We start from the raw sequence: 13,519 nt of genomic DNA on the forward strand, positions 1-13,519 counted from the left end.
CGGGTCAGCCCCGCCGGGCCGGGGTGTCGGACTTCTCCCCGGCCGGTTCCGCGTCGGTGTTCGGCGACTCCTTGAAGTCGACCTTCTGCATGTGCTTGTTCATCGACTTCATCAGGCCCCACACGGCCACGGCCATCACCGCGAAGACGACGAAGCCGAGGACACCGGGGGTGACCTTGTTCTGGTCCACCTCCTTGGCGAGGGGGACGAGATGCGTCACTGCCAGGCTCACGCTTGCGCTCATGTCAGGCATTGTCCCGGATGCCCGCGAAGAGGTCGTCCTCGGGGATGGAGGTATCGACCAGAGACTTCGCCAGCTCGTACTCCTCCGTGGGCCAGACCTCCTTCTGGACCTCCAGCGGCACCTTGAACCAGCCGCCGTCCGGGTCGATCTGCGTGGCGTGGGCGATCAGCGCCTTGTCGCGGATCTCGAAGAAGTCCGCGCACGGGATGTGCGTGGTCAGCGTGCGCTCGGTGCGGTCGATCTCGTCCCACCGCTTGAGCCACTCGCCGTACGGCGACTCCAGGCCGCGGTCGAGCATGGCCTGGTGCAGCGCCTGGGTGCGGGGGCGGTTGAAGCCCTGGTTGTAGTAGAGCTTCAGCGGCTGGTAGGCGGGGCCGAACTCGGCCTCGGGGTACTTCTCGGTGTCCGCCGCGCCCTCGAACGCCACCATGGAGATCTTGTGGGTCATGATGTGGTCGGGATGCGGGTAGCCGCCGTTCTCGTCGTAGGTGGTGATCACCTGCGGACGGAAGGAGCGGATGCTCCGCACCAGCTCGCCGGCCGCCTTGTCGACGTCCTCCAGGGCGAAGCAGCCCTCGGGCAGCGGCGGCAGCGGGTCGCCCTCCGGCAGGCCGGAGTCGACGAAGCCGAGCCACTCCTGCTTGACGCCGAGGATCTCCCGGGCCTCGTCCATCTCCTTCCGGCGCACCTCGTGGATGTTCTCCTCGATGTAGGCGTCGCCCTGGAGCTTCGGATTGAGGATGGACCCGCGCTCGCCGCCGGTGCAGGTCACCACCAGCACGTCCACCCCCTCGGACACGTACTTCGCCATGGTGGCCGCACCCTTGCTCGACTCGTCGTCGGGGTGCGCGTGAACGGCCATCAGTCGCAACTGGTCAGTCAAGACTCAATCCTCGGTAGGTCGGCGCCCCGGGTTCGTGGGGCACATTCAAAGGTGCCGTCCCGGAGGGGACGTCGTTGAGGGGTGGCGGTCGGGCGGCGGGCGGGAGGCTTCTATAGTGACCGAATCGGGGGGCGAATAATTCCGCGGAGAGGACGATCATGAGTACCGCGAGCACGCGGCTGCCCGAGGGCCGCTACGGCCGCTCCTCGGACGAGCGCGCCGACCGCAAGCTCAAGATCGCCGGCGCGGTGCTGGGCGCGGCCCTGCTCGCACTGGTCGGCTACTTCGCCTACCACTATGTCGCGCAGAACGAGATCAGCGCCGAGGTCATCAGCTTCAAGGCGTCCGACGACGCGGTCCAGGCACATCTGGAGGTCCGCAAGGACTCCGGCGCCTCCGGCTACTGCACCCTGCGGTCCCAGTCGGCCGACGGCGCCGAGGTGGGCCGGGCCGACTTCCGCTTCTCCGGATCGGCCACGCGGATCGACAAGGTCGTCACGCTGCGTACGACGGACCGGGGCACGACGGCCGAGCTGCTGGGCTGCCACGCCGACTGACGCACCCGCTGACGCACCGCGGCGCTCGGCGCGCCCCCCGCTTCACCCGGATCCCTCCCCCGCTTCACCCGGAATACGTAGGGGCCGACCTGCGTTGATGTGATTCTCATGGCTTATGTCCTCCCCCTTCCGCCTGTGAATTGTTAGGCTCGTGGTTTCGCCCATCCAAGAGGGAACATGCTTCTGGGTAGGGCGATGCTTTGTATTCCCAGTACCGACGAGGAGCACCCTGTGACCCAGACCAGCGAGAACGTCACCTGGCTGACCCAGGAGGCGTACAACAAGCTCAAGGACGAGCTTGAGTACCTTACTGGTCCTGCGCGCACGGAGATCGCCGCCAAGATCGCGGCCGCGCGCGAGGAGGGCGACCTGCGCGAGAACGGCGGGTACCACGCGGCCAAGGAGGAGCAGGGCAAGCAAGAGCTGCGTGTGCGCCAGCTGACCCAGCTCCTCGAGAACGCGAAGGTCGGCGAGGCGCCGGCCGCGGACGGTGCCGTCGCGCCGGGCATGGTCGTCACGATCGCCTTCGACGGTGACGAGGACGACACGCTGACGTTCCTGCTCGCCTCGCGCGAGTACGCCAGCGCCGACATCGAGACGTACTCGCCGCAGTCCCCGCTCGGCACGGGTGTCATCGGCCACAAGGTCGGCGAGGACGCGGAGTACGAGCTGCCGAACGGCAAGAAGGCCTCGGTGCGGATCCTGAAGGCCGAGCCCTACACCGGCTGATCCGCCCCCGGTTCGTTCGAAGCCCCCGGCGCCCTAGGGCCGCCGGGGGCTTCTTCGTACCCCTCGCCCCGCTCCGGGTGCTCCGTCGGCCAGGCGCCCGAGAGGGACCGGCCGGGGGGCGCACACCCGATGACCTGGGACCAGGCGGCGCGGACGGCCGGCGACCGGGTCAGTCGATGACCGTGTAGCCGGCGTCCCGCAGGGCCCGGCCGACCTCCGTGCAGTGCACGGGGCCCTTCGTCTCCAGGTGCAGCTCCACCTCCGCCTCCGTGAGCCCCAGCCGGGAGTCGGTGCGGACGTGGCTGACGTCGAGCACGTTGGCGTCGACCGCGGAGAGCACCCCGAGGAGCGTGGCGAGGGCGCCCGGCCGGTCCGTCAGGCGCAGCCGCACGGCCAGGTAGCGGCCCTGCGCGGCCATGCCGTGCCGCAGTACGCGCTGCATCAGCACCGGGTCGACGTTGCCGCCGGAGAGCACCGCGACGACCGGGCCCTCGAAGGCGTCCGGCGCGGCCAGCAGCGCGGCGACCGGGCTCGCCCCGGCCGGCTCCACGACCAGCTTGGCCCGCTCCAGGCACAGCAGCAGCGCCGCCGACAGCTGGTCCTCGCTGACCGTGCGCACCTCGTCCACCAGCTCGCCGACGATGCCGAACGGCACCTCGCCGGGCCGCCCCACCTTGATGCCGTCGGCCATCGTCGCCGGGTTCTCCAGCGACACCGGGCGCCCGGCGGCCAGCGAGGGCGGGTAACAGGCGGCGCCCTCCGCCTGCACGCCGATGATCCGGACGTCCGGCCGCAGCGCCTTCACCGCCACCGCGATACCGGCCGCCAGTCCGCCGCCGCCCATGCCGACGACGATCGTCCGCACCTCCGGGCACTGCTCCAGGATCTCCAGACCGACCGTGCCCTGGCCGGCGATCACGTCCGGGTGGTCGAAGGGGTGGATGAACACCGCGCCGGTCCCGGCCGCGTACTCCTGGGCGGCGGCCAGCGTCTCGTCCACCACCTGGCCGTGCAGGCGCACCTCGGCGCCGTAGTCCCGGGTCGCGCTGATCTTCGGCAGCGGGGCGCCCTGGGGCATGAACACCGTCGCGTGCACGCCCAGCAGCGCGGAGGCCAGGGCCACACCCTGCGCGTGGTTGCCGGCGCTCGCGGCCACCACGCCGGCCGCCCGCTCCTCCGGCAGCAGCCCCGCGATCCGCACATAGGCGCCGCGCAGCTTGAACGAGCCGGTCCGCTGGAGGTTCTCGCACTTCAGGTGCACCGGTGCGCCGACCAGCTGGGACAGGTGCCGGCTGCCCTCCATCGCCGTCACCCGGGCCACGCCCGAGAGCATCTTCTGGGCGCCGCGCACGTCGTCCAGGGTGACGGAACGCAAGACGCCGGCCGTGCCGTAGCTCATGACTCCAGCATCGCAGTTCACGTTTGCGCACGACGGGTGTGACCAAGCTGCGAGACCGGTTTGCGCAGCGCCGGTACGGCCCGGCGCCGGGCCGCGTACCCTGTCCCCCAACCCAGCAGCCTTCATGAAGCGAGCCTCCGGCCATGCCCACAACACCTGAAATGTCGATGGACATGACGACCGTCGGTGACACCGGTCTACTCGACACCCTCCAGCACGAGGTGGCGGTGTTCGCCCGCCGTGCCGAACAGACGCGGCTCGGCGGCGTCGGCCAGGTGCGCAACTCCATGGACCGCGCCGCGTATCTGCTGCTCAACCGCCTCGACAAGGAAGGCCCGATGGGCGTCAAGGCGCTCGCCGCGAGCATGGGCATCGACTCCTCGACGGTCACCCGGCAGGTGGCGCCCCTGGTCGACACCGGGCTCGTCAAGCGCACCTCGCACCCGGAGGACGGGCGCGCGGTGGTGCTCCAGCTGTCGCCGCGCGGCGCCGCCCGGCTCGAGGAGGTGCGCTCGTCCAGACGTCAGCTCATGGCCGAGCTGACACACGACTGGGCGCCGGAGGAGCGCGAGCAGTTCTGCACGCTCCTCACCCGCTTCAATGACGCCCTCTCCGCGCGTATGGCCGTGCAGGGTGTTGCGGCGACGGAGCAGCCGCCGGCCTCCTGAGCCGCGTATCGCACGGGTGAGGTCCGCGGTCTTGACCCCGGGCCGTCACTGGCCTCATATGAGACCGGGTCCTGTGCCGTACGCGGTTCACCTGTCCCGTACCGGACGGGGCCCCGTCAGGGGGAGGCGCGGTGCGTGATCGGCAGGTGGCCCGCGAGGCCCGACGGGCCCGGGAGTTCGAGGCGTTCGTCGCGGGCGCGGCCGGGCGCCTGCTGCATGCCGCCACGCTGCTGACCGCGGAGGCGCCGGAGGCCAACCCGCGCGCGCGTCGGCTGCTGACGCTGGCGCTCGCCCACACGTACGCCCGCTGGGACCGGCTGCGCGGCGAGGACCCGTACGACTGCGCGCGGCAGTACCTCGCCACGCGCTTCGCGCGCCTGACCTGGCGCCAGTACGGCGCCTTCGGCCGCGCCCGGCCGGATCCGCGCGGCCCCCTCGCCGCGCTCACCCCGCAGGAACGCCTGATCCTCGTCCTGCGGCTGTACGAAGGTGTCGCCGAGGAACAGACGGCGGCTCTGCTCGGCCTGCCCGCGGAACGCGTACACACCGTCTGCGACCGCGCGGCAGCCACCCTCCTCCACCCCGTCCGCCCGCCCGCGCCACGTGCGGCGGGCGGCACGAAGGTGGCTCCGTCATGAGGCGGGGCGGCGGGTCCGCCCCGCTGCGTCCCGTGCGCACCGCCGTCTCGCACGGCCGGCGTGTCGGTGGTGCCGTGTGCGGTCATGAGGTGCGGGGCGGGAGGTCGCGGTGAACCGGGCTGAGCGGGAGGCCGCCGTGCGGCGGATCATGGAGCAGGCCGCGGTGCCGGTGCCGCCGGAGCTGGGCGTGGACGCGGTGCGCCGCGGCGACCGCCTGCTGCGGCAGCGGCGGCTCGCCCGCCGGGTGCTGTGGCTGCTGGCGTGGGCCGCGGCCGTCGCGTTCGCGGTGTGGGCGGCCGACGCCCACCCGTGGGTGGAGCCGCCCTCGCAGACGACTCCACCGGTCACCGGCTGGTGACCCCGGCTGCCAGGGCCTCTTTGCCGGATCTTGCCGGGGCGCGGGGCCTGGCACGCACGGGTCAGCCGAGAGGCGCGGTCCATTGCGGCCGGCCTGATCCGGAAGAAAGGCCTAGCCCAGGGCCTGCTGGAGGTCCTCCAGCAGGTCGTCGACGTTCTCGATGCCGACCGACAGGCGCACCAGGTCGCCCGGCACCTCCAGGGCGGAGCCGGCCGCGGAGGCGTGCGTCATCCGGCCGGGGTGCTCGATGAGGGACTCGACACCGCCGAGGGACTCGCCGAGCGTGAAGACCTGGGCGCGGTTGCACACCTCGACCGCGGCGGCCTCGCCGCCCTCGACCCGGAACGACACCATGCCGCCGAACGCCCGCATCTGCTTGGCGGCGATCTCGTGGCCGGGGTGCTCCGGCAGCCCCGGGTACAGCACGCTCGTCACGCGCGCGTGCCGGGTCAGCATGTCGGCGATCTTCGTGGCGTTCTCGCTGTGCCGGTCCATGCGCACCGCGAGGGTCTTGGTGCCGCGCAGCACCAGCCAGGAGTCGAAGGGGCCGGCGACGGCGCCCATCGCGTTCTGGTGGTAGGCCAGTTCCTCGCCGAGCGTCTGGTCGGAGACGATCAGCGCGCCGCCGACCACGTCCGAGTGCCCGCCCATGTACTTGGTGAGCGAGTGCACCACGACGTCCGCCCCGAGCGAGAGCGGCTGCTGGAGGTAGGGGGTGGCGAAGGTGTTGTCCACGACGAGCTTCGCGCCCGCGTCGTGGGCGACGGCCGCGACGGCGGAGATGTCGGTGATGCCGAGCAGCGGGTTGGAGGGGGTCTCCACCCAGACGGCCTTGGTCTTCGGCGTGATCGCGGCCCGGACGGCGGCCGGGTCGCTGGTGTCGGCGACCGACCACTCCACACCCCAGCGGGTGGCGACCTTGGCGAAGAGCCGGAAGGTGCCGCCGTAGGCGTCGTTGGGGATCACCACGTGGTCGCCCGGCGTGAGCAGCGTCCGCAGCAGGGTGTCCTCGGCCGCCAGGCCGGACGCGAAGGCGAGGCCGCGGCTGCCGCCCTCCAGCGCGGCGAGGTTCTCCTCCAGGGCGGTGCGGGTGGGGTTGGCGCTACGGCTGTACTCGTAGCCGCCGCGCAGCCCTCCGACGCCGTCCTGCTTGTAGGTCGAGACCTGGTAGATCGGCGGGACGACCGCGCCGGTGAGAGGATCCGCGGTGTTGCCCGCGTGGATCGCGAGAGTCTCGAAATGCTGACTGATATGCCTGTCGCTCATGTGCATCGAGCGTAGTGCTCCTGACCGGATCCTGGCGCCCGACGGGCATGCCCGGTACCGGCGCGAGGGATTTCCCTCTAGGGGCACCCACGCCGACGCGCCCGCGCCGCGCGCCCGCTGTCGTACACCAGCAACCCGCTGAGACCGGCGTGCCCACGGCGACCGGCTGACATGCCCTGGTCGCACGTTGTCCACAGGGGCGGTGGCGGGGTTCGCCAAGTGGCGGCGGTGTCTGGTTCGCTTGAGGCATGGCGATTCTCTGGCTGCTGATGGCGCTGCTCATGCTGAGCTTCGTCCTGCTCCCGGTCATGCGGCGCAGGCGCGGGGTGATCGAGCAGGTTCCCCCGGGACACCCGGACGCCGCCGACCCGGCGGACTACGGCTTCGTGCGCCAGGAGGAGCTGGACGTGCGCATGCCCGGCCCTGACCAGGACCTGCTGGAGGTCCTGGAGCTGGTGCAGCGCACCGGGGACCACCGGGCCGCCGCCCAGCTGCTGGCCGGCACCGAGTCCGAGGGCGAGGTGCGCTGGCAGCGGGTGCAGGCCTTCGCCGGCGCCGCAGCGCTGGAGCTGAAGCAGCGGCCCGGCGGGGTGCACGAGATACCGGGCGGCCAGTGGCTGCGGGTGTGGCGGGCCGAGCAGCCCAAGGACGCGGGCGGCGCCGCCGTCCACGCCGAGTTCCTGGTGCAGCAGGCCTGGCGGACGTCGACGCCGGGCACGGACGACTTCCGGATCATCATGGAGGAGGCCCGGACCGCCTGCGCCCAGGCGGCCCTGCTGGCCCCCGGCGACCCGGTGCCGTACATCATCGAGCTGTCCATCGCGCGCGGACTGGCCTGTCCGCGAGATGAGTTCGAGCAGCTGTGGCTGAAGATCCTCGACCGCGCCCCGCAGCACATGGGCGCGCATCTGGCCGCGCTGCACTACTGGTGCGAGAAGTGGCACGGCTCGCGCGAGCAGGCGTACTCCTTCGCGGAGGCCGCGGCGGCCCGCGCCCCGGAGGGCTCGCTGCTCGCCGCGCTGCCGCTGTTCGCGGTGTTCGAGCACCTCCCGGAGGTGAACCTGGTCGCGAGCTTCTACCAGAGCGAGGTCGTCACCAGGGCGATCCACGGCGCGCTGCACGCGGTGCACTCGGCCCGCCCCGACGACCCGATGCTCGCGCACGTCCGGCATCTGCTGATCTTCTTCCTGGTCCGTGCCGAACGCTGGGCGGAGGCAATGCACCAGTTGATATACGTCGACGGTCACGTCGGCGCGCTCCCGTGGACCCTGTCCGCCGACCCGGCCGCCGCGTTCGCCGTCTACCGCGCGCTGGCGGTGGCCGGCTACGAGGCCAACGGCGGCAGCCCGGCCACCCTGCCCGGCTGACCCCAGCGCCGGCCCCGGAGCCCGCACACGACCGGCCGCCGCCCCCACGCAGGCGGCCGGTCGCCCACACACGACCGGTCCTTCACCCGTCCGCGCCGTCCCCTTCACCCCCTCCGCCCTGCCCCCTTCGCCCCCTCACACCACCCTTCATCCCCGCCCACATTGCCCTTCTGACCTGCGGTAGGGCATACTCCGCATCCCCCCACACCGCACCGCCCGCACCGATCGGCCGCCGGCCGGTGCTCCGTCCTGTCCTGTTTTTCCGCTGCTCCGTCATGTCCTTTTCCTGAGGTCCTGTGGGGGGATCTGCCCAATGGGCGCAACCCTGCGCGCACTGCGCGCTCTTGTCCTGCTGCTCGGCTTCTATCTGCTGAGCCTCGTCCTGCTCGCCGCGCTGATCGGCCTCGACGTCCTCGTCTTCACCTGGGGACACGGCCCGCTCACGGCGAAGGTCGGCTTCGTCACGGTGCTGCTGGCCATCCCCGTCGTCCGCGGCATGCTCATGCTGCGCACCCCCAAGGGCGAGGACGGACCCGGCATCCCGGTCACCGAGGCCGACGAGCCCCGGCTGTGGGCGCTGGTCCGCGAGCTCGCCGCGGCGGCCGGCACCCGCGCCCCCGACCGGATCCTGCTCACCGGCGAGGTCAACGCGGCCGTCAGCGAGAACCCGCGGCTGCTCGGTCTGCTCCCCGGACCGCGCCACCTCTACCTCGGCGTCCCGCTGCTGACCGGCCTGACGGAGGCCCAGCTGCGCTCCGTACTCGCCCACGAGTACGGCCACTTCACCGGCGGTGACACCCGGCTCTCCGCGCTCGTCGTGCGCGGGCGTGTGCAGATCGGCCGGGTCATCGGCCAGTTCCACGCCAAGGCGGACGGCAAGGTGGCCGCCGACCGCGCCCGGCAGCAGAAGGCATCCGCCAAGCGGGTCGCCAAGGGCAAGAAGGCCAAGCAGATCGACACCACCGGCGTCGGGGCGACGTACCGGACGATGGCGCGGATCTACACCGCGTACGGCAAGCTCTACCTGCGCGCCTCCCTGTCCACCGCGCGCGGTCAGGAGTACGCCGCCGACCTGACCGCCGCCCGGATCGCCGGACGCGACGCGACCTCGTCGGCACTGCGCGAGATCCCGGTCCTGTCCGCCTCGCACGACTTCTACCTCGAGTCGTACGCCACCCTGGGCCTCCAGGCCCGGCTGCTGCCGCCGCGCGGCGAGTTCTTCGGCGGCTTCGGCCGGCTGCTGACAGCTCGGGAACCGGAGCTGGCCGGCCTCCGTTCGGAGCTGCCGGAGGAGCCGGCGGGACCGTACGACTCCCACCCGCCGATCGCCGACCGTGTCCGCCGGATCGAGGCGCTGCCCGCCGACGGGCGCGCCGACGAGGCCAAGGGGGCGGCGCTGGCCCTGCTGACCGACCCGGCGCGCACCCTGGCCGCCCTGGAGGACGCCGTCCTCGTCGACGAGCTGCTCACCTACCCGCGCGCCGCCGGCTGGGAGGAGCTGCTGGACGCCTCGATGGCCACGGGCCTCGCGGTCACGCAGACCCCGCTGCACCGGGCGCTGGCCGGGTACACCGGGCAGCCGGCGACACTGTCCGCGCTGCTGGACGCCATCGACGACGGCCGGCTGTGGCGGCTGGCGGAGCAGCTGCCGCTGTCGGAGGAGGCGGCCGCGGCGAAGGGGCGGGCGTTCCGCGAGTTCGTGCGGCCCGTGTTGCGCCGGTCGCTGCGCACCATGGTGCTGGCCGAGTTCAGCTCCCGTTCGCTGCTGCACTGGGAGTTCTCCTGGACCCAGCCGGCGTCGGTGCGGCTGCCCGGCTGGGGTTCCGAGACGGACGAGAACGGTCCCGAGGCCGCGCTGGAGGCAGCGGTGGAAGCGGCGCTCGCCGACCACCCCGACACCACGCGGCTGCGCGCCCTGCTCCCGCCGGCGACCCAGCTCGCCTGACAAGCCTCCCCCAAAGAAACGAACGGACCGACCCGATGACCGTCCTCTTCTGGATCCTCGGCATCCTGGCCGTCCCGACACTGATCGTCGTGTTGTGGCTGGCCTGGGTGTTCCTGAAGGAGTTCTTCTCTTCGAGCCCCGACGACGGCACGGAGGCCGCCGCGGCCGCGGAGAAGCTCGGCCTGCTGCCGGCCGAGCGGCAGAACACCGACCACGCCGCGCCCCTGCCGGCGGAGTGGACGGCCGCACTCACCGCGGTGCGCCGCGGCGACTGGCTGCCGGCCGCCGAACTGCTCGCGGCGATCGGCCGGGACTGGGAGCGCCGGTCGTCGGCCGCCTATCTGCTCGCCGAGTGCGCGGCCGAGGAGGACGCGTGGCTGCTGGCGTGGGAGGAGGCACGGCGCGACGATCCCGACGCGGCCGTCGTCCGGGCGCGCAGCACGGTGATCCTGGCCTGGAAGCTGCGCGGCGCCAAGACGGCCCAGTACACGACCCGGGAGCAGGCCGAGGGCTTCCACCGCACGCTGGCCTCCGCCCGTGACGAGATCGCGAGGGCGGCGGCGCTGAACCCCGACGACCCGACGCCGTACATCGCGGAGATCTGGGTGGCGCTGGGGCTCGGTTACCCGAACGCGAAGATGGACGAGCTGTGGGCGGAGATCACCGCCCGCGCCCCGCACCACTACGAAGCACACTTCTCGGCGCTCCAGTACTGGTGCGCGAAGTGGCGCGGCTCCGAGCGGCTGGCCAGGGAGTTCGCCGAGCGGGCCGCGGCCGGGGCACCGCTGGGCAGCCTGCTGACGGCGCTGCCGCTCATCGCGCACTTCGAGCACGACGAGTCGGAGGACACCGCGGCCGACAACACCCCGGAGATGCGGGCCCGGGTCGAGGCGGCTCTCGCGGACGCGGCCGCGGCGGACCCGTCCCACCCGCGCCTGCCGGAGCTGCGGCACCTGCTGGCGTTCTATCTGCATCTCCAGGACCGCAACGAGGCGGCGCTGGAGCAGTTCAAGCTGGTCGACGGGTATGTGGACGCGCTGCCCTGGCGCTACCGGGGTGACATGGCCGGCTACTTCTGCCAGGTCCGCAACACGGTGGCGCACACGGTGGCCGAGGCCGCCACGGCGGGGGTCTGACCGGACTTCGACGGTCTCTGCCCAGGGGTGGCGCCGCATGCCGGCGCCGGCTCAGGTGCTGTCCGCCCGGCTGTCGGAGCGCTCCGGCGCCCGGCCCTAACCGCCCCACGGACCCGGGGCGGGACCGTACCGAGGTACGGTCCCGCCCCGGCGAACCCGGCGAGCGGACGTCGGTCAGATGGTGGCCGTGTCGATCACGAAGCGGTAGCGGACGTCGCTGGCCTGCACCCGCTCGTACGCCTCGTTGATCTGGTCGGCGCGGATCAGCTCGATCTCCGCGCCCAGGCCGTGCTCGGCGCAGAAGTCCAGCATCTCCTGGGTCTCGGCGATGCCGCCGATGCCCGAGCTGCTCATGCTGCGGCGGTGGCCGAACAGCGACTGGAGCACGATCTGCACCGGCTCCTCCGGCAGGCCGACGTTCACCATGGTGCCGTCCGTGCGCAGCAGGGAGACGTACGCGGAGAAGTCGAGCGGCGCCGAGACGGTGTTCAGGATGAGGTCGAAGGTGCCCGCCAGCTCCTCGAAGGTGTTCGGGTCGCTGGTGGCGTAGTAGTGATCGGCACCCAGCCGCAGGCCGTCGTCCTTCTTGCGCAGGGACTGCGACAGGACGGTGACCTCGGCGCCGAGCGCGTGCGCGATCTTGACGCCCATGTGGCCGAGACCGCCCAGGCCGACGACGGCGACCTTCTTGCCGGGGCCGGCGTTCCAGTGCTTCAGGGGCGAGTACGTGGTGATGCCCGCGCAGAGCAGCGGCGCGGCCACGTCCAGTGACAGGCCCTCGGGGATCCGGACGACGTAGTTCTCGTCGACGACGACCTTCTCCGCGTAGCCGCCGTAGGTGGGCTCGCCGTCCTTGCCGGTGTCGTTGTAGGTCCAGGTGGGGCCGCCGCCCGTGCAGTACTGCTCCAGGCCGGCCTTGCAGTTGTCGCAACGGCGGCAGGAGTCGACCATGCAGCCGACGCCCACCCGGTCGCCGACGGCGAACCTGGTCACACCGGAGCCGACCTCGGCGACGACGCCCGCTATCTCGTGGCCCGGCACCATCGGGAAGATGCCGGGGCGCCAGCCGTCCTGGGCCTGGTGGATGTCGGAGTGGCAGATACCGGCGAACTTGATGTCGATCAGGACGTCGAACTCGCCGACCGCGCGCCGCTCGATGGTGGTCCGCTCCAGCGGGGCCTTCGGTGCGGGCGCGGCGTAAGCAGCAACAGTGGTCATGCCAGGGTTCTCCTAGAGGGGTGTCGCGCCCGGCTGCCTTTCCGGCCGGGCACATGTCCAGCCTGCACCCGATCGGCGGGCACCACCCAGTCCACGGTCGTGCGTACGACTGCCGTGCCTACCACTGGCGGGATCAGGCTGCCACGCCTACGACCAGGAATACTGGACGCATGAACAGCAGGGACGAGCAGCCGGACGCCGCAGCGGCCGCCACCGGCCGGACCCTGGACCGGCGGGCGGAGCTGAGCGAGTTCCTGCGGAGCCGGCGGGCCCGGCTGAAGCCCGAGGACGTGGGACTGCCCGACTTCGGACGGCACCGCCGGGTGCCGGGGCTGCGCCGCGAGGAGCTGGCGCAGCTGGCCGGGGTGTCGGTGGCGTACTACACCCGGCTCGAACAGGGCAACGGCCGGAACGTCTCGGCGGAGGTGCTGGACTCGATCGCGCGGGCGCTAAGGCTGACGGACGCCGAGCACGCGCATCTGACCCACCTGGCGAAGCCGAAGGCGCACAAGAAGAAGCCGGCGGCACGGCAGCAGCAGGTGCGGGCGGCGCTGCGGCAGCTGCTGGACGCGATGGACTCCGTACCGGCGTACGTGGTGGGCCGGCGCGCGGAGATCCTCGCCTGGAACCGGATGGCGGCGGCCCTGTTCGGCGACTGGGCGGAGCTGCCGCCGGCCGAGCGCAACTGGGCCCGGCTGGTGTTCCTGCGGCCCGACTACCGGGACCTGTTCGTCGACTGGGAGCAGAAGGCGATCGACATCGTGTGCGCGCTGCGGATGGACGCGGGCTGCTATCCGGACGATCCGCGGCTGTCGGCTCTGGTGGGTGAGCTGTCGGTGAAGAGCGAGGAGTTCCGCCGGCTGTGGGCCACGCACGACGTCAGGGAGAAGAGCCACGGCGTCAAGCACCTGCACCACCCGCTGGTGGGCGACCTCGCCCTCAGCTTCGAGAGCTTCCGCCTGACGGACGGCTCGGACCAGTCCCTGGTCACCTACCACGCCGAGCCGGGCTCCGCGTCGGCCGAGTCCCTCCTTCTGCTGGCCAGCTGGGGCACGGACGCGACGCGCGCGGCAACGCGATGAGGGGCACACCGGAGACTGTCTCCGGTGTG

The 13,519-nt window shown here is 72.1% G+C and carries 14 protein-coding genes; 9 read left to right on the top strand and 5 right to left on the bottom strand.

The features are described 5' to 3' along the window. Positions 1 to 4: 4 nt before the first annotated feature. Both ACZ7DL_RS01590 and mca read right to left on the bottom strand, forming a co-directional pair. A complete protein-coding gene (locus tag ACZ7DL_RS01590; protein ID WP_470770541.1) occupies positions 5 to 253 on the bottom strand; it encodes a hypothetical protein in 249 nt (82 codons plus the stop codon). Continuing rightward, positions 246 to 1,127, bottom strand: coding sequence for a mycothiol conjugate amidase Mca (mca, locus tag ACZ7DL_RS01595; protein ID WP_470770543.1), 882 nt, complete (start codon positions 1,125 to 1,127; stop codon positions 246 to 248). The genes ACZ7DL_RS01590 and mca overlap by 8 nt, the downstream gene beginning before the upstream one ends. A 158-nt stretch (positions 1,128 to 1,285) precedes the next feature. On the opposite strand from mca, the gene ACZ7DL_RS01600 reads away from it, so the two are divergent. Further along, positions 1,286 to 1,684 carry a DUF4307 domain-containing protein gene (locus ACZ7DL_RS01600; protein WP_470770545.1) on the top strand — a complete coding sequence of 133 codons (399 nt, stop codon included), beginning with the start codon at positions 1,286 to 1,288 and terminating at the stop codon, positions 1,682 to 1,684. Positions 1,685 to 1,915: 231 nt separating this feature from the next. Then, positions 1,916 to 2,413 (top strand): transcription elongation factor GreA, encoded by a 498-nt coding sequence (greA, locus tag ACZ7DL_RS01605; protein ID WP_470770546.1) that lies wholly within the window; start codon positions 1,916 to 1,918, stop codon positions 2,411 to 2,413. 169 nt (positions 2,414 to 2,582) lie between these two features. Here greA and ilvA read toward each other — a convergent pair whose 3' ends face one another. Then, complete coding sequence (gene ilvA, locus ACZ7DL_RS01610; protein ID WP_470770548.1) at positions 2,583 to 3,812, bottom strand: threonine ammonia-lyase; 1,230 nt, start codon at positions 3,810 to 3,812, stop codon at positions 2,583 to 2,585. Between the two features lie 161 nt (positions 3,813 to 3,973). Here ilvA and ACZ7DL_RS01615 point away from each other — a divergent pair, with 161 nt between their 5' ends. The 3 genes from ACZ7DL_RS01615 (at position 3,974) to ACZ7DL_RS01625 (ending at position 5,476) form a co-directional block, all read left to right on the top strand. Then, positions 3,974 to 4,480, top strand: coding sequence for a MarR family winged helix-turn-helix transcriptional regulator (locus tag ACZ7DL_RS01615; protein ID WP_470771178.1), 507 nt, complete (start codon positions 3,974 to 3,976; stop codon positions 4,478 to 4,480). Between the two features lie 131 nt (positions 4,481 to 4,611). Beyond that, positions 4,612 to 5,118, top strand: coding sequence for a sigma factor-like helix-turn-helix DNA-binding protein (locus tag ACZ7DL_RS01620; protein ID WP_470770550.1), 507 nt, complete (start codon positions 4,612 to 4,614; stop codon positions 5,116 to 5,118). A gap of 109 nt (positions 5,119 to 5,227) precedes the next feature. Continuing rightward, on the top strand, positions 5,228 to 5,476 hold the full coding sequence (locus ACZ7DL_RS01625; protein ID WP_470770552.1) for a hypothetical protein: 249 nt from the start codon (positions 5,228 to 5,230) through the stop codon (positions 5,474 to 5,476). A gap of 111 nt (positions 5,477 to 5,587) precedes the next feature. Here ACZ7DL_RS01625 and ACZ7DL_RS01630 read toward each other — a convergent pair whose 3' ends face one another. After that, on the bottom strand, positions 5,588 to 6,742 hold the full coding sequence (locus ACZ7DL_RS01630; RefSeq protein WP_470770554.1) for a cystathionine gamma-synthase: 1,155 nt from the start codon (positions 6,740 to 6,742) through the stop codon (positions 5,588 to 5,590). Between the two features lie 248 nt (positions 6,743 to 6,990). Between ACZ7DL_RS01630 and ACZ7DL_RS01635 the strand changes: the two genes are divergently transcribed. From ACZ7DL_RS01635 to ACZ7DL_RS01645, 3 genes are all read left to right on the top strand, one after another. Then, positions 6,991 to 8,109, top strand: coding sequence for a hypothetical protein (locus ACZ7DL_RS01635; RefSeq protein ID WP_470770556.1), 1,119 nt, complete (start codon positions 6,991 to 6,993; stop codon positions 8,107 to 8,109). Between the two features lie 313 nt (positions 8,110 to 8,422). Further along, positions 8,423 to 10,054: a M48 family metalloprotease gene (locus ACZ7DL_RS01640; protein WP_470770558.1), complete on the top strand. Its 1,632-nt coding sequence runs from the start codon at positions 8,423 to 8,425 to the stop codon at positions 10,052 to 10,054. A gap of 35 nt (positions 10,055 to 10,089) precedes the next feature. Further along, complete coding sequence (locus tag ACZ7DL_RS01645; RefSeq protein WP_470770560.1) at positions 10,090 to 11,190, top strand: hypothetical protein; 1,101 nt, start codon at positions 10,090 to 10,092, stop codon at positions 11,188 to 11,190. A 174-nt stretch (positions 11,191 to 11,364) separates the two neighbouring features. Here ACZ7DL_RS01645 and ACZ7DL_RS01650 read toward each other — a convergent pair whose 3' ends face one another. Next, positions 11,365 to 12,408, bottom strand: coding sequence for an NAD(P)-dependent alcohol dehydrogenase (locus ACZ7DL_RS01650; RefSeq protein ID WP_470770562.1), 1,044 nt, complete (start codon positions 12,406 to 12,408; stop codon positions 11,365 to 11,367). A 170-nt stretch (positions 12,409 to 12,578) separates the two neighbouring features. On the opposite strand from ACZ7DL_RS01650, the gene ACZ7DL_RS01655 reads away from it, so the two are divergent. Continuing rightward, a complete protein-coding gene (locus ACZ7DL_RS01655) occupies positions 12,579 to 13,490 on the top strand; it encodes a helix-turn-helix domain-containing protein (protein ID WP_470770564.1) in 912 nt (303 codons plus the stop codon). Positions 13,491 to 13,519: the final 29 nt, after the last annotated feature.

The sequence above is a fragment of the Streptomyces sp. NPDC036984 genome, assembly GCF_055607665.1.